Source organism: Micromonospora cremea (genome assembly GCF_900143515.1).
Taxonomy (GTDB): domain Bacteria; phylum Actinomycetota; class Actinomycetes; order Mycobacteriales; family Micromonosporaceae; genus Micromonospora; species Micromonospora cremea.
The window spans coordinates 827,393-842,846 of the sequence record NZ_FSQT01000002.1 but is presented as its reverse complement, the minus strand read 5'-3'; the positions used below and the strand labels follow the sequence as shown (position 1 = coordinate 842,846).

16 protein-coding genes are annotated in these 15,454 nt (G+C 72.9%); 13 read left to right on the top strand and 3 right to left on the bottom strand.

Translation table 11 applies throughout. From position 1 onward, the window contains the following. Positions 1 to 319: 319 nt before the first annotated feature. On the top strand, positions 320 to 856 hold the full coding sequence (locus BUS84_RS17220; RefSeq protein ID WP_074313833.1) for an HNH endonuclease: 537 nt from the start codon (positions 320 to 322) through the stop codon (positions 854 to 856). Between the two features lie 161 nt (positions 857 to 1,017). Here the strand turns inward: BUS84_RS17220 and BUS84_RS17215 are convergent, their stop codons facing one another. The 3 genes from BUS84_RS17215 to BUS84_RS17205 all read right to left on the bottom strand — a co-directional run bounded on the left by BUS84_RS17215 (position 1,018) and on the right by BUS84_RS17205 (position 2,957). Beyond that, positions 1,018 to 1,791 (bottom strand): class F sortase, encoded by a 774-nt coding sequence (locus BUS84_RS17215; protein WP_244298873.1) that lies wholly within the window; start codon positions 1,789 to 1,791, stop codon positions 1,018 to 1,020. A gap of 75 nt (positions 1,792 to 1,866) precedes the next feature. Further along, positions 1,867 to 2,388: a hypothetical protein gene (locus BUS84_RS17210; protein WP_074313829.1), complete on the bottom strand. Its 522-nt coding sequence runs from the start codon at positions 2,386 to 2,388 to the stop codon at positions 1,867 to 1,869. A 104-nt stretch (positions 2,389 to 2,492) separates the two neighbouring features. Further along, complete coding sequence (locus BUS84_RS17205) at positions 2,493 to 2,957, bottom strand: Lrp/AsnC family transcriptional regulator (RefSeq protein ID WP_074313827.1); 465 nt, start codon at positions 2,955 to 2,957, stop codon at positions 2,493 to 2,495. A gap of 147 nt (positions 2,958 to 3,104) precedes the next feature. Here BUS84_RS17205 and BUS84_RS17200 point away from each other — a divergent pair, with 147 nt between their 5' ends. The 12 genes from BUS84_RS17200 (at position 3,105) to BUS84_RS17145 (ending at position 15,453) form a co-directional block, all read left to right on the top strand. After that, positions 3,105 to 4,007: a tryptophan 2,3-dioxygenase gene (locus BUS84_RS17200; RefSeq protein WP_074318874.1), complete on the top strand. Its 903-nt coding sequence runs from the start codon at positions 3,105 to 3,107 to the stop codon at positions 4,005 to 4,007. Further along, entirely contained in the window at positions 3,983 to 5,308 is a 1,326-nt protein-coding gene (kynU, locus tag BUS84_RS17195; protein ID WP_425293456.1) for a kynureninase, read from the top strand. The genes BUS84_RS17200 and kynU overlap by 25 nt, the downstream gene beginning before the upstream one ends. Continuing rightward, positions 5,305 to 6,642, top strand: coding sequence for an FAD-dependent oxidoreductase (locus BUS84_RS17190; protein WP_074313822.1), 1,338 nt, complete (start codon positions 5,305 to 5,307; stop codon positions 6,640 to 6,642). Before kynU ends, BUS84_RS17190 begins: the two co-directional genes overlap by 4 nt. A 23-nt stretch (positions 6,643 to 6,665) precedes the next feature. Continuing rightward, entirely contained in the window at positions 6,666 to 8,147 is a 1,482-nt protein-coding gene (locus BUS84_RS17185) for a 2-hydroxymuconic semialdehyde dehydrogenase (RefSeq protein ID WP_074318873.1), read from the top strand. A gap of 22 nt (positions 8,148 to 8,169) precedes the next feature. Beyond that, positions 8,170 to 8,967 (top strand): 2-keto-4-pentenoate hydratase, encoded by a 798-nt coding sequence (locus BUS84_RS17180; protein WP_074313819.1) that lies wholly within the window; start codon positions 8,170 to 8,172, stop codon positions 8,965 to 8,967. Next, positions 8,964 to 9,893, top strand: coding sequence for an acetaldehyde dehydrogenase (acetylating) (locus BUS84_RS17175; protein WP_074313817.1), 930 nt, complete (start codon positions 8,964 to 8,966; stop codon positions 9,891 to 9,893). The genes BUS84_RS17180 and BUS84_RS17175 overlap by 4 nt, the downstream gene beginning before the upstream one ends. Continuing rightward, positions 9,890 to 10,963, top strand: a complete 1,074-nt coding sequence (dmpG, locus tag BUS84_RS17170; protein ID WP_074313815.1) for a 4-hydroxy-2-oxovalerate aldolase — start codon at positions 9,890 to 9,892, stop codon at positions 10,961 to 10,963. Before BUS84_RS17175 ends, dmpG begins: the two co-directional genes overlap by 4 nt. Further along, on the top strand, positions 10,960 to 11,733 hold the full coding sequence (locus BUS84_RS17165) for a 2-keto-4-pentenoate hydratase (protein WP_074313813.1): 774 nt from the start codon (positions 10,960 to 10,962) through the stop codon (positions 11,731 to 11,733). The genes dmpG and BUS84_RS17165 overlap by 4 nt, the downstream gene beginning before the upstream one ends. Further along, positions 11,730 to 12,152 (top strand): RidA family protein, encoded by a 423-nt coding sequence (locus BUS84_RS17160; protein WP_074313811.1) that lies wholly within the window; start codon positions 11,730 to 11,732, stop codon positions 12,150 to 12,152. Before BUS84_RS17165 ends, BUS84_RS17160 begins: the two co-directional genes overlap by 4 nt. Further along, positions 12,149 to 12,673 carry a 3-hydroxyanthranilate 3,4-dioxygenase gene (locus BUS84_RS17155; protein ID WP_074313809.1) on the top strand — a complete coding sequence of 175 codons (525 nt, stop codon included), beginning with the start codon at positions 12,149 to 12,151 and terminating at the stop codon, positions 12,671 to 12,673. The genes BUS84_RS17160 and BUS84_RS17155 overlap by 4 nt, the downstream gene beginning before the upstream one ends. Beyond that, positions 12,673 to 13,674: an amidohydrolase family protein gene (locus tag BUS84_RS17150; RefSeq protein WP_074313807.1), complete on the top strand. Its 1,002-nt coding sequence runs from the start codon at positions 12,673 to 12,675 to the stop codon at positions 13,672 to 13,674. The genes BUS84_RS17155 and BUS84_RS17150 overlap by 1 nt, the downstream gene beginning before the upstream one ends. A 315-nt stretch (positions 13,675 to 13,989) precedes the next feature. Continuing rightward, entirely contained in the window at positions 13,990 to 15,453 is a 1,464-nt protein-coding gene (locus tag BUS84_RS17145) for an amidase (protein WP_074318872.1), read from the top strand. Position 15,454 lies beyond the last annotated feature (1 nt).

The window sequence follows — 15,454 nt, the reverse complement described above, 5'->3', positions numbered from 1 at the left end:
GCCGGATCGGTTGAACGGCGCGAGCCAGGGGGCGAGGCTGAAGATCATCGGGCGCGGATCCGGCACAGCTGAGGCCGGCAAGGGCTGTTCACCACTGTCCGGTAACAGCAGAGTTCGCCCAGGCCACAGCGGTGATCCGTCCCGGTGCGGGTGATCCGCTTACCAGAAGAGAGATTAGTACGTGCAATCCGGGGTCCGATCAGGGACTATTGGCGCAACGGACGTCGGTGATCGGACCGGCGTCGACCGTGTGGGCCGTCGTGCCCCACCCTGGTCGGCGGCGGCGCCCAGCAGCCGCTGAACCGGGAGGGTGAGCGCGATGCCTGACATACGACCCACGGTGGGCTCCGGCGCGTTGGTCCTCAACGCCACCTACGAGCCGCTGTGCGTCGTGTCGGTGCGTCGAGCCGCGATCCTCGTCCTCTCCGCCAAGGCGGTCTGCGTCGCCGACGGTGACGGCATCCTGCACAGCGCGCGGGACGCGCTCCCGGTGCCGTCGGTCGTCCGGTTGACCCGCTTCGTCCGGGTTCCCTACCGCACCCACGTCGGGCTGTCCCGCCGGGCGATCTTCGCCCGGGACGGGTGGCGGTGCGCCTACTGCCGAGGCCCGGCGGAGACCATCGACCACGTCTTCCCGCGGAGCCGGGGCGGCCGGCACGCCTGGGAGAACGTGGTCGCCGCGTGCGCGCGATGCAACCACACCAAGGGCGACAAGACCCCGGCCGAGCTGGGCTGGCGGCTGCACGCCCTGCCGGCCGCGCCGAAGGGCACCGCCTGGCGGGTGCTCGGGCACCGGGCACCCGACCCGCGCTGGGCCGACTGGCTCGACCTGCGAGAGCCCGAAGCCGCCGCCTGACCCCCGAAGCCGCAACTGGCCTGAAGCTACCCATGAGCTCGGTGGCGCAAGGCGCAGCCGGCAGGCGGCGGGGTTTGCGGGAGCCCGACCCGCGCAGGGATCAAGCCTGACCGCCCGGAGCGGGTCGGGCTCCCGCAAACCCCGCACCCCGACCCCAAACCTTAACCCCCACGCGCCTTGACCAACGAAGCGAACACCACCACGTTGTCCGAGTAGCCGGTCTCGCCGCCGACCCAGCGGCCGCCGCAGGTGATCAGCCGCAGGCTCGGACGGCTGAAGTCGCCGTACACCTCGTCCACCGGCAGCCGGCCCTTGTCGAACCGCTCCACCGAGTCGACCTCGAAGACGGCCACGCTGCCGTCGGAGCGGGTGACCTCGATCTGATCGCCGGAACGCAGCTCCCGCAGATGGTGGAAGACCGCCGGCCCGCTGGTGGTGTCCACGTGCCCGACGATCACCGCGGGACCGTACTGTCCGGGTGTGGGGCCCTGGTCGTACCAGCCGGCCTCTTGGGCGCGGGCCGCGTCCGGCACGGCGATGGTGCCGTCCGGGGCGATGCCCACGTCATGCACCGGCGCCTGCACGTCCAGCGTGCGGATGGCGAGACCCGTCGGCCGGCTGGCCGGCAGCACCGGGAACTTCTTCGGCGGCGGCCGCAGGCCGGCGCTGAGCCGGTCGGGCAGCATGTTGATCCCGGTCACCTGCTCGACGCCGAGCATCGCCACGATCAGCACCATCAACGCGGCGACGGCCAGCACCGGCACCCCCGGTCCGGTGCCCAGCCGCCGCCGGGCCAGCGGCGACCCGGCCGGGCGGCGTGGCGGCAGTGGGCGGGCGGCCGGATCGGTGGTGGCGACGCTGGCCGACACCGCCTGCCCCGCGACCCGGCGCAGCCGGCCGGAGGCGCGGGCCAGCAGCCGGCCGGAGGCGCGCAGCGTCGCCCCGGCCCGGAAGCGGGCACCGCGGTCCGGCCGCGCACGCGCGGTTCTGCGGCTCATGGCTGATCCGGCTCAGGAGCCGGCCCCAGTCCGACGCCGGCCCCCGGCCATGCCGAGCGCCACCGCGGTGGCCACCAGCGCCACCCCGCCGAGCACCAGCAGCGATCCGGTGCCGCGACCGCTGGCCGTGCCGCCGCCCCCGGTCGCCGGTCCCTTGCTGGGCGAGGCCATGTTCAACACGGTCAGCGTGGTCGAGGCCCTCTGGCCGTTCTGGCAGCGCAGTTCGACCGGGTAGTCGCCGGGCTCCTTGTTGCCCGGGACGGTGACCTCACCGGTCAGGAACCCCTTGTCCGGTCTGAGCATCACGTGCCCGAACGCGTCGGAGTGCACGTTGGCCTGCTCGTTGTTGTTGTTGTCGCAGCTCGCCCGGATATTGACCTGGCTTCCGGCCTGGACGCTGTTCGGCGTCACCTCGATGAAGGCGTTCTCACCGGCGCGCGCCGGCGTGACCGACATCAGGACGAACGCCCCGACCAGCCCGACCAGTGTCAGGGCGGCCGAGATCGCGCGGTTGATCGTGCGAAGACCCTGCATGATTTCCCCCTCCCGGCGACGACCGCCGGAACCCTCCCCTGGGCACCGCGCTGATTTCCCGCTGGCCCCGGGGCAAACCCGCAGGGGGGCAGGGTGCGGGTGGGTCAGCGGCGGCGGGAGCCGGTGCCGGCGGACGGGAGCGGGGTGATCGGCTGCCAGTCCAGCGGGGAGGACAGGACCATCGTGCTCGACGGCTGACCGTACGGGGCGAGTCTGTCGATGACCGCCTCGAACTCGCCGATCGAACCGGCCGCCACCTTGAGCATGCTGCACGCGTCCCCGGTGATTCGGTGGATTTCCAGGATCTCCGGCCAGCCGGCCACCGCGGGGTCGTGCAGGATGCATCGCGCGCCGTAGCAGGACATCCGGATCAGGGCGACCACGGTGCGGCCGGCCCGGGTCAGGTCGACGTGGGCGTGGTAGCCGGTGATCACCCCGGCCTCCTCCAGCCGTCGGACCCGCTCGGCGACCGCCGGTGGGGACAGGTGCACCCGGCGGGACAGCTCGCTGAAGGAGAGCCGGGCGTCGGCCTGCAACTCGCGCACCAGCGCCCAGTCCATGTCGTCCACGCTCAGACCTTACTTTCGTGAACCGAATTCGCCTAGCTGCCTTTGTTTCGGCAGCTGAACTTGGCAAGAGCCGTTGATCCGGCATTCCGCACCCCGATCTGACCGCGAGATCATGACGTCGGCCAGTCCGGGGGAGGGAGACGAATGGTGGATCAGACGGAGCGGCGGGCGCCGAACCGCGCCGCCACGGTGCGACCGGTGACCCCGCGGCAGCGGGCCGCGCGCGCGGCCCGCAACGGCGGCGAGCCGACGCTGGAGTTCGCCGAGCTGGTGCCGTACGACGCGTACGTGCAGGCGAGCGCCCTGCACCAGTTGCAGCGCCCGCTCAGCGCCGACCCGGGTGAGATGTCCTTCCTGGTGGTCAGCCAGATCATGGAGCTGTACTTCGGGCTGACCTGCCACGAGCTGCGGGAGACCCAGCGACTGCTGCGCGCCGACCGGATCTGGGACGCGCTGGCCCCGCTGCGCCGCGCCAAACTGCACCTGGAGGGGCTGAACGCCGCCTGGCAGGGACTGCGCTGGATGACGCCGGCCGACTTCAACCGGTTCCGCAACCTGCTCGGCGAGGGCTCCGGCTTCCAGTCGGCGATGTACCGGCAGCTGGAGTTCCTGCTCGGGTTGCGCGACCCGGCGCTGATCCGGCCGTTCCGCCGGCAGGCCGAGGTGTACGCCGAGCTCAGCGCCGCCCTCGCCAGCCCGAGCCTCTGGGACGACGTGCTCGCGCTGCTCGCCCGGCACGGCTTCGACCTCCCCGCCGACCTGCTCGACCGGGACGTGGCGGTCGAGCATGACCCGCTGCCGTCGGTCGAGGCGGCCTGGGTACGGATCTACGCCGACGCCGGCCCGGACAACCACCTGCGGCTGCTCGGCGAGGCGCTGAGCGGGGTCGCCGAGGAGTTCGGCGACTGGCGGTGGAACCACGTCAAGGCGGTGCAGCGGACAATGGGCGCCAAGGTCGGCAGCGGCGGCTCCGCAGGGCTGGCGTGGTTGCAGCGCAGCATGGCCCGGGTGGTCTTCCCGGAGCTGTGGTCGGCCCGCACCGCGATGTGACCGGAGAGCGAGACACCCCTGTGCACACCCCTGAAGGAGAGGCCTACCGCCTCGACGAAGCCGACCCGGGCCACCGGCACCTGTTCCACGTGCCGCCGGCCGACGGCGGCAGCCACCCCGAGTCGGCGTACCTCGCCGGCAACTCGCTCGGCCTGCAGCCCCGGGCCACCCGTGCCGAACTCCTCGCGGACCTGGACGCCTGGCAGCGGCTCGGCGTCGAGGGGCACCTGGAGGCGGAGCGGGCCTGGCTGCCGTACCACGAGCTGTTGACGGCGCCGGCGGCCCGGCTGGTCGGCGCCCGGCCCGCGGAGACCGTGGTGATGAACTCGCTCACGGTCAACCTGCACCTGATGATGGTCAGCTTCTACCGCCCGGCCGGCGCCCGCACTCGCATCGTCATCGAGGACGCCGCGTTCCCCTCGGACAGCTACGCGGTGCGTAGCCAGGCGCGGTTCCACGGCCTGGACCCGGACGACACCGTGGTCCGGCTGCGCCCGCGCCCCGGCGAGGATGCCCTGCGCACCGAGGACGTGACCGGATACCTGGCCGCCGAGGGCGACCGGGTGGCGCTGGTGCTGCTCGGCGGCGTCAACTACCTGACCGGCGAGCTGCTGGACATCCCGGCGATCACGGCCGCCGGCCGGGCGGCCGGCGCGGTGGTCGGTTGGGACCTGGCGCACGCGGTCGGCAATGTGCCGCTGGCCCTGCACGACTGGGACGTCGACTTCGCCGCCTGGTGCTCCTACAAGTACCTGAACTCCGGGCCCGGCGCGCTGGCCGGTGTCTTCGTGCACGAGCGGCACCTCGGCGATCCCGACCTGCCCCGCTTCGAGGGTTGGTGGAGCACCGCGGCGGCCACCCGGTTCGAGATGACCCCGGTGTCCCGGCCGCCCGCCACCGTGGAGGCCTGGCAGATCTCCAACCCGCCCATCTTCGCGATGGGCCCGGTGCGCACCTCGCTGGAGCTGTTCGACGCGGTCGGCATGCCGGCGTTGCGCGCGCGCAGCCTGCGGCTCACCGGCTGGCTGGAGCAACTGCTCGACGAGGTCACCGCCGACCGGCCGCTGCGCGTCGTCACCCCGCGCGACCCGGCCCGGCGGGGCTGCCAGCTCTCGGTGCGGATCGGCGCCGGCAGCGCCGCCGAGCTGACCAAGCGCCTGCGGCACGAGCACGGCGTGATCGCGGACGCCCGGGAGCCGGACGTCGTCCGGTTCGCCCCGGTGCCGCTCTACTCCACGTACCACGACTGCTGGCGGGCCGCCGCCGCACTCGCCGCGACGGTCGGGCAGGTGTCCTCATGACGGTGCGGCGCGACGAGATCGCGATCATCGGCGCCGGGCTGGCCGGTTGCCTGGCCGCCTGCTTCCTGGCCCGGCGCGGCTACCCGGTGGCGCTCTACGAGCGCCGGCCGGACCCGCGCACCGGTACGGCCGAGCGGGGCCGCTCCATCAACCTGGCGCTCTCCGAGCGGGGGCTGGACGCGCTGCGCCGGATCGGCCTCGACGAGCAGGTGATGACCGACGCGCTGCCGATGCGCGGCCGGATGATCCACCCGGTCGAGGGGGAGCCGCAGTTCCAGTCGTACAGCGCCGCCGGTGACCGGGCGATCAACTCGATCAGCCGGGGCGCGCTGAACAACGCCCTGCTGGACGCGGCCGCCGCGCTGCCCGGCGTGCGGATCGTCTTCGATCACCGGCTGGTCGGGCTCGACCCGACCGACGGCGGCCTGACCTTCGACACTCCACAGGGCCCGGTCACCGCGAAGGCGTCGGTGGTGCTGGGAGCCGACGGCGCGGGCTCCGCGGTACGCGGACAGCTGCTGGCGCACGGGCTGCTGAGCGAGACCGTGGATTTCCTCGACTACGGCTACAAGGAGCTGACCCTGCCGCCCCTGGGCGGGGACTTCGCGCTGGAGGAGGACGCGCTGCACATATGGCCGCGCGGCACCTCGATGATGATCGCGCTGCCCAACCCGGACCGCTCCTTCACCTGCACGCTGTTCTGGCCCAACCAGGGCGCCGGCAGTTTCGCCTCGCTGGACAGCCCGGCCGCGATCGAGCGGCACTTCGCCCAGCACTACCCGGACGTGATCCCGCTGGCGCCGGACCTGGTGGACGACTACCAGCACAACCCGGTGGGCGTGCTCGGCACGGTTCGCTGCGCACCCTGGCAGGTCAACGGCACGGTCGGCCTGCTCGGCGACGCGGCGCACGCCATCGTGCCGTTCTACGGCCAGGGCGCCAACTGCGCCTTCGAGGACGTGGTGGAGCTGGACCGCTGTCTCGACGAGTGCGCCGACGACTGGGCGGCGGCGCTGCCACTGTTCCAGCGGCGGCGGCAGGAGAACGCCGAGGCCATCGCGAGGATGGCGTTGACCAACTTCGTGGAGATGCGGGACAAGGTCGCCTCCCCGGTCTTCCAGCTCGGCCGGCGGGTGGAGCACGCACTGGAACGGGCGCTGCCCGGCCGGTACGTTTCCCAGTACGAGCTGGTGTCCTTCTCCACCACTCCGTACGCCGAGGTTCGCCGCCGGGTCCGCCGGCAGCACCGGGCGCTCGGCGTGCTCGCCGGCGGCGCCGCGCTGCTGCTGGTCGGCGCGATCGGCGCAGCGCTCAGCCGAGGGAGGCGCGCATGACCGGCAGCTGGGATCCGCGACTGATGGCCGGCCGGGCGCCGGCCGGGCCGCCACGGCTGCGCAACTTCGTCGCCGGCGACTTCGTCGACGGCGGGCCCACGTTCACCAAGGTCAGCCCGGTCACCGGTGAGCCGGTCTTCGAGGTGGTCGAGGCGTCGAAGTCCACGGTGGACGATGCGGTGGCCGCCGCCCGGGCCGCGCTGCGCGGGCCGTGGGGCCGGATGGGGGAGCGGGAACGCGCCGAGGTGCTGCGCCGGGTCGCCGACGAGCTGGAACGCCGCTTCGACGACCTGGTCACCGCCGAGGTCGCCGACACCGGCAAGTCCATCGCCCAGGCCCGCACGTTGGACATCCCCCGGGGCGCGGCGAACTTCCGGGCCTTCGCGGAGATCGTGGCGACCGCGCCCACCGAGTCGTTCACCACGGTTACCCCGACCGGCGGCCGGGCGCTCAACTACGCGGTCCGCAAGCCGGTCGGCGTGGTCGCGGTGATCGTGCCGTGGAACCTGCCGCTGCTGCTGCTCACCTGGAAGGTGGCCCCCGCGCTGGCCTGCGGCAACGCCGTGGTGGTCAAGCCCAGCGAGGAGACGCCGGCCTCGGCGACGCTGCTCGCCGAGGTGATGGCCGCCGCCGGCGTACCGGCCGGGGTGTTCAACCTGGTGCACGGGTTCGGGCCCGACTCGGCCGGCGAGTTCCTCACCCGCCACGCCGGGGTGGACGCGATCACCTTCACCGGCGAGTCGGCCACCGGCGGCGCGATCATGCGGGCCGCCGCCGACGGGGTGAAGGCGGTGAGCTTCGAGCTGGGCGGCAAGAACGCCGGCCTGGTGTTCGCCGACGCCGACCTGGACGCCGCGGTGGCGGGCTCGGTGCGCTCCAGCTTCACCAACGGCGGGCAGGTCTGCCTCTGCACCGAACGCATCTACGTGCAGCGCCCGATCTTAGAGGAGTTCACCGCCCGGCTGGTGAAGCGGGCCGGGGAGCTGGCGTACGGCTGGCCGGCCGACGAGGCGACGGCGACCATGCCGCTGATCTCCCACCAGCACCGGGCCAAGGTGCTCGGCCACTATGAGCTGGCCCGCGCCGAGGGCGCCCAGGTGCTCACCGGTGGCGGCACGCCCACCTTCGGTGACGCCCGCGACGGCGGGTCGTACGTGCAGCCGACGGTGCTCACCGGTCTCGGCGCGGACGCCCGCACCAACCGCGAGGAGATCTTCGGCCCGGTGGTGCACGTCGCGCCCTTCGACACCGAGGACGAGGCTTACGCGCTGGCCAACGGGACCGAGTACGGGCTGGCGGCGACGGTGTGGACCCGCGACGTGGGCCGTGCGCACCGGGCCGGCACCCGGCTGGACGCCGGCATCGTCTGGGTCAACACCTGGTTCCTGCGCGACCTGCGCACCCCGTTCGGCGGGGTGAAGGCATCCGGCATCGGCCGCGAGGGTGGCGTGCACTCGCTGAACTTCTACTCCGAACTCACCAACGTCTGCGTGGACCTGTCGTGAGCCGCCGCAGCGAGGAGCGGGCATGAAAGCTGACATCGAGGCCGCGAACCGGGAGCTGGCCGAGGCCCGCACCACCGGCAAGCCGTGCCCGCCGCTGCGCGGCCGGCTGCTGGCGGAGGGCGACGTCGAGTCGGCGTACCGCGTGCAGCAGCTCCAGACGCGGGCCTGGCAGGGCCACGGCGAGCGCCGGGTCGGCGCGAAGATCGGGCTGACCTCCCGGGCGGTGCAGGAGAGCTTCGGGGTCTTCCAGCCGGACTTCGGCATGCTGACCGACGCGATGGCCGTCGCCGACGGCGCCGAGGTGGCGATCGACCGGCTGCTCCAGCCGCGAGTCGAGGCGGAGATCGCGTTCGTGCTCGACAAGGACCTGCCGGACCCGCGGATCACCACGGTCGACCTGGTCCGCGCCGTCGACCACGTGCTGCCGGCGATCGAGATCGTCGACTCGCGGATCGCCTCCTGGGACATCTCCATCGTGGACACGGTCGCCGACAACGCCTCCAGCGGGCTCTTCGTGCTCGGCACCACGCCGCGCCGGCTAGCCGACGTCGACCTGCGGCTCTGCGGGATGGTGCTGGAGCACGCCGGTGAGCCGGTCTCGGTCGGCGCCGGCGCGGCCTGCCTGGGTAACCCGCTGCACGCCCTGCACTGGCTGGCCGGCACGCTGGCCCGCGCGGGTGACCCGCTGCGCGCCGGGGACGTGGTTCTCTCCGGGGCGCTCGGCCCGATGGTGCCGGTCACCCCGGGCGCGGCGTACGAGGCCCGGATCTCCGGGCTGGGCTCGGTGCGGACCTGTTTCTCCACGGAGGGAACCTCATGACGGTCGGCGTGGCGGTGCTCGGTTCCGGCAACATCGGCACCGACCTGATGATCAAGGTGTTGCGGCTCAGCAGCGAGCTGCGGATGGTGGCGATGGCCGGCATCGACCCGGCCTCCGACGGCCTGGCCCGGGCCCGCCGGCTCGGCGTGGCCACCACCGCCGAGGGCGTGGACGGGCTGGTGGCGATGCCGGAGTTCGCCGACGTCGAGCTGGTCTTCGACGCCACGTCGGCCGGCGCGCACCGGCGCCACGACGAGGTGCTGCGCGCGCACGGTCGCACGGTGGTCGACCTGACCCCGGCCGCGCTCGGCCCGTACGTGGTGCCGCCCGTCAACCTGGACGAGCACCTGCACGAGCCGAACGTGAACATGGTGACCTGCGGCGGGCAGGCGACCGTGCCGATCGTCGCCGCGGTGCGCCGGGTCACCCCGGTGGCGTACGGCGAGATCGTCGCCTCCATCGCGTCGCGCTCGGCCGGGCCGGGCACCCGGGCCAACATCGACGAGTTCACCGAGACCACCGCCCGGGCCATCGAGGTGGTCGGCGGCGCCGAGCGTGGCAAGGCGATCATCGTGCTCAACCCGGCGGAGCCGCCGCTGCTGATGCGCGACACCGTCTACTGCCTCTGCCCGGACGCCGACGCCGACACGGACGCCATCGCCGCCTCCGTCGCCGACATGGTGGCCAGCGTGCAGGAGTACGTCCCTGGCTACCGGCTCAAGCAGGACGTGCAGTTCGACCGGGTCGACGCGTACCTGCCGTCGCTCGGTCGGCGCGTGGTCGGCCTCCAGGTGTCGGTCTTCCTGGAGGTCTCCGGCGCCGGGCACTACCTGCCGGCGTACGCCGGGAACCTGGACATCATGACCTCCGCCGCGCTGCGTACCGCCGAGCGGCTGGTCGCCCTCCGAGAGGTGGCCACCCGGTGACCGAGCTCTACATCCAGGACGTGACGCTGCGCGACGGCATGCACGCCATCGCCCACCGGTACACGGTCGACCAGGTGCGCACCATCGCCGCGGCGCTGGACGCCGCCGGGGTGGCCGCGATCGAGGTGGCGCACGGCGACGGGCTCGCCGGGTCCAGCGTCAACTACGGCCACGGCGCGGCCAGCGACGCCGAGTGGATCTCCGCCGCCGCCGAGGTGCTGACCACGGCGAAGCTGACCACCCTGCTGCTGCCGGGCATCGGCACCATCGCCGACCTGAAGGCGGCGAAGGCGCTCGGGGTGACGAGCGTCCGCATCGCCACCCACTGCACGGAGGCGGACATCTCCGCCCAGCACATCTCCTGGGCGCGGGAGAACGGCATGGACGTGGCCGGGTTCCTGATGATGTCGCACATGAACGACCCGGCCGGGCTGGCCGGGCAGGCCAAGCTCATGGAGTCGTACGGGGCGCACTGCGTCTACGTCACCGACTCCGGGGGCCGGCTGCTGATGTCCGACGTGGCGCAGCGGGTCGACGCGTACCGGCAGGTGCTGGAGCCGGAGACGCAGATCGGCATCCACGCCCACCACAACCTGTCCCTCGGGGTGGCCAACAGTGTGCTGGCCGTCGAACACGGCCGGGTCACCGGGTCCGCACCGGCCGGCGCCGACGCGGCGCACGGCCGGACCGTGCGCGTGGACGCCTCGCTGGCCGGCATGGGCGCGGGCGCCGGCAACGCGCCGCTGGAGGTTTTTGTCGCGGTCGCCGAGCTGCACGGCTGGAAGCACGGCTGCGACGTGTTCGCGCTGATGGACGCGGCCGACGACCTGGTCCGCCCGTTGCAGGACCGGCCGGTCCAGGTCGACCGGGAGACGCTCTCCCTGGGGTACGCCGGGGTCTACTCCAGCTTCCTGCGGCACGCCGAGCGGGCCTCGGCGAAGTACGGGGTGGACGTCCGCTCCATCCTGGTCGAGCTGGGCCGGCGCCGGATGGTCGGCGGCCAGGAGGACATGATCGTGGACGTGGCGCTGGACCTGGCCGGTAAGCGTGAGGAGGAGACCGCCCGATGATCGGCGTGGACACCGCGGGCGTTGCCGCGAAGCTGGGCACGGCGGCCGACACCGCCACCGCCATTCCGCAGCTCGCCGCCGAGGTGGGGCTGGACGTGCCGACCGCGTACGGCGTGCAGGCGGCGCTGGTGCAGCGCCGGCTGGACCGGGGCGAGCGGCTGGTCGGGCTGAAGATGGGCCTGACCAGCAAGGCGAAGATGGCCCAGGTCGGCGTGGACGAGGTGATCTGGGGGCGGCTCACCGACGCGATGCGGGTGCCCGACGGCGGCGCCGTCGACCGGGCCGCGTACATCCACCCCCGGGTCGAGCCGGAGGTGGCGTTCCTGCTGGACCGGCTGCCCGAGCCGGGCGAGCCGGTCGGCGACTTCGCCTCGGCGGTGCGCGCGGTCGCTCCGGCGATCGAGCTGATCGACTCCCGGTACGCCGACTTCCGGTTCTCCCTGCCGGACGTGATCGCCGACAACACCTCGGCCGCCGCGTTCGTGATCGGGCCCTGGTCGCCGGTGCCGGCCGGGCTGGACAACCTCGGCGTGTTGCTGGAGGTCGACGGGCGGGTGGTTCAGGTCGGCTCGACGGCGGCGATCCTCGGCGATCCGCGCCGGGCACTCGACGAGGGCATCCGGCTGGCCGGCCGGCACGGCGTACGCCTGGAGTCCGGGTGGGTCTTCCTGGCCGGCGCCGCCACGGCGGCCGTCCCGCTCCGTCCGGGCGCCCATGTCCGTGCGGTCGTGGAGAAGCTCGGCACGGCGTCGCTGCGGTCTTCCTCATGACCGCGCGCGTGGTGGCCGGGAAGGCCACGCCGCGGGGGGCGTTTCCGCACGTCAAGGTCGCGGGCGGGTTCGTCTTCGTCTCCGGTACGTCCTCGCGGCGGGCGGACAACACGTTCGCCGGTGTCGAGGTGGACGAGTTCGGGACGACGAACCTCGACATCCGGGCGCAGACGCGGGCGGTCATCGGGAACGTCCGGGATCTGCTGCGCTCGGTCGGTGCCGACCTGACCGACCTCGTCCAGGTGACGTCGTACCTGGTCAACATGAACGACTTCGGTGGTTACAACGAGGTGTGGGCCGAGTTCTTCGACGCGTCCGGGCCGACCCGCACGACGGTGGCGGTGCACCAGTTGCCCCACCCGCACCTGCTCATCGAGATTCAGGCCGTGGCCCTTCTTCCCTCCGGAGGTCAGTCGTGAGTGAGATCGCCGAGCCGTTCAGTTTTCCGGGATGGATCGCGGAGAACCAGCACCTGTTGAAGCCGCCGGTCGGCAACAAGGAGATGTTCCCGGGCGGGGACGACTTCATCGTGATGGTGGTGGGCGGGCCCAACCAGCGCACCGACTTCCACGTGGACCCGTACGAGGAGTTCTTCTACCAGGTCAAGGGCAACATGCACATCAACCTGATGACTCCCGAGGGGCCGCGTACGGTGCACGTGCGCGAGGGCCAGATGTGGATGCTGCCGCGGAACACCCCGCACTCGCCGCAGCGGCCGGAGGCCGGTTCGATCGGTGTCGTGGTCGAGCGGGTCCGCGAGGAGGGCACGCTGGAGACGTTCCAGTGGTACTGCCCGGAGTGCGGGCACAAGGTCCACGAGGTGGAGTTGCAGGTCCGGGACATCGCCGCCGACCTGCCGCCGGTGTTCCAGGCGTTCTACGCCGATGAGGCCGCGCGCACCTGCGCCAACTGCGGCACGCTGCACCCGGGCAAGGGCTGATGCCCGCAGGTGTGGTCGACGTGCACACGCACGTCGTACCGAAGGGATGGCCGGACCTCGGCGCTGCGTGCGGCGGGTCCGGCTGGCCCTGGCTGCGGGTCGACTCCGAGCGGGCCGCGATGATCATGGTGGGGGAGTCGGAGTTCCGCCCCGTCGGCGCCGAGTGTTGGGACGCGGCGAGCCGACTGGCAGACATGGACGCGGACGGCGTGGACGTGCAGGTCGTCTCGCCGACCCCGGTCTTCTTCAGCTACGACCGCCCCGCCGACCAGGCGGTGAAGGTCGCCCGGATCTTCAACGACCTGACCCTGGAGGTCACCGCGGCCGGCGGCGACCGGCTGGTGCCGTTCTGCCAGGTGCCGTTGCAGGACCCGGACGCCGCCTGCGCCGAACTGGACCGCTGCCTGGCCGCCGGGCACGTCGGCGTGGAAATCGGCAACCACGTCGGCGACCGGGACCTGGACGACGCCGGTGTGGTCACCTTCCTCCAGCACTGCGCCGAGGCGGGCGCGCCGGTCTTCGTCCATCCGTGGGACATGCCGGGCGGCCCCCGGCTGGACCGGTGGATGGCCCGCTGGCTCACCGGGATGCCCGCCGAGACGCACCTGTCGGTGCTGGCCATGATCCTGGGCGGCGTCTTCGACCGGGTGCCGGAGACGTTGCGGATCTGCTTCGCGCACGGCGGCGGCAGCTTCCCCTTCTGGCTCGGCCGCGCCGACAACGCCTGGCACCGCCGTGGCGACCTGGTCCGCGGCGCGTCGGCAGCTCCGCCCAGCAGCTACGTCGACCGGTTCAGCGTCGACTCGGTGGTCTTCGCCCCGCCCGCGCTGCGGCTGCTGGTCGACACGATGGGGGAGGACCGGGTGCTCGTCGGCAGCGACTACCCGTACCCCCTGGGTGAGCGGCCGGCCGGCGCGGTGGTCCACGCGGCCGACTTCCTCACCCCCGACCAGCGCCACAAGCTCCTCGCCACCAACGCCCTGCGCTTCCTGCACGGCTGAGCGCAGTCGGCTTGCGTGCCGGCTCACCCTCCGCGTCGTGGCCCGATGCTGGTCATCGGCGGTCGCCCACCGCGGGTGCGGCCTTGCCCAACCACCTCGACAGCCTTTGCTCTGCTTCACTCCACGCAACACCGGCCGTCCGGATATCGGACGTTCCCTGTTGCGTGCGTTGAAGCAGAGCAAAGGCTGTATGCGGGACTGTCAGCGGTCCGGTGAGAGCCAAGGAGTAATCGAGGGTGGACCGGCCGGCGGCCGGTTGCCGATCGTCGGCGCGTGACGGGTGCACCGGAGCCCGGCGGCCGGCAGGATGACGGCATGGCCGAGATGCACGACCTGACCGCGTTGGAGCAGGCCGGCGCGATAGCCCGCGGCGAGCTGTCCAGCGGCGACCTGGTCGAGCACCACCTGCACCGGGTGGCGGCGATCGGCGACACCGTGGGCGCTTTCGTGACGGTCACTGCGGACCTGGCCCGCGAGGCGGCCCGCGCCGCCGACGCCGTGCCCGCCGAGGGGCGTGGCCCGCTGCACGGCGTACCGACCGCGATCAAGGACCTCACCCTCACCGCCGGAGTCCGCACCACCTTCGGGTCGGCCGCCTTCGTCGACTTCGTCCCGCCGGTCGACGCCGACGTGGTCCGGTTCATCAAGGCCGCCGGCCTGGTGAGCCTGGGCAAGACGACCACCTCCGAGCTGGGCTGCTCGCTCTACTCGGAGGGCCTGGTCGCGCCACCGGCCCGCAATCCGTGGCAGCTCGCGTACACCGCCGGCGGGTCCAGCGGCGGCGCGGCGGCGGCGGTGGCGGCCGGGCTGGTCCCGGTCGCCCAGGGCTCCGACGGCGGCGGCTCGCTGCGCATCCCGGCGTCGCTCTGCGGCCTGGTCGGCTACAAGCCCAGCCGTGGCCTGGTCTCCGGCGGGCCGCTCGGCTCCGGCGCGTTCGGCCTGCCCACCAGCGGGCCGCTCGGACGGACCGTCACCGACGTCGCCGCGCTGCTCGACGTCATGGCCGTGCCGGTGCCCGGTGAGCCGTACCTGCCGCCGGCCGCGCCGCCCGGCGGTTACCTGGCCGCCGCCCGCCGGGCCGAGCCCGGCCGGCTGCGGATCGGCCGGTTCACCACCCCGATGCTCGCCGACGAGCCGGTGCACCCCGACTGCGTGGCCGCCGTGGACCGGGCGGCCGCGCTGCTCACCGCCGCCGGCCACGAGATGGTCGAGGTGCCGGCGCCACTCGGGCCGGAGGCGTGGCCGCTCTTCGAAGTCATCTGGTACGTGCTGGCGCTGGCCCCGGTGCCGCCACCACGGGAGTCGGAGCTGCTGCCGCTGACCCGGCTGCTACGCGCCCGGGGCGCCGAGGTCACCGCCGGCACCCTGGCCGCGACCCTCGGTGAGTTGCAGGCCCAGGTCCGCCTGGGTGCCCGCCGCACCGCCGGCTGTGACCTGCTGCTCTGTCCCACCCTGGCCGCACCGCAGGCACCCGTCGGGTGGTTCACCGCGGACGGTGACCCGGCGGCCGATTTCGACCGGCAACGCCGGTTCTCGCCCTACTGCGCCATCTTCAACGTCACCGGCGATCCCTCGGTGTCCCTGCCGTTGGGCACGACCACCGACGGTCTGCCCGTCGGGGTGCTGCTCACCGGCCGGTACGGCGACGACGGGCGGCTCATCGCGGCCGCTGCGCAACTCGAAAACTTGAGTGACGGATGGGATCGGCACCCCGCAATCTGGCGGGCGGTCGACTCCGCTAACGTGAATGGCGACGGAGTCGGCCGGTCGCCATCATGAT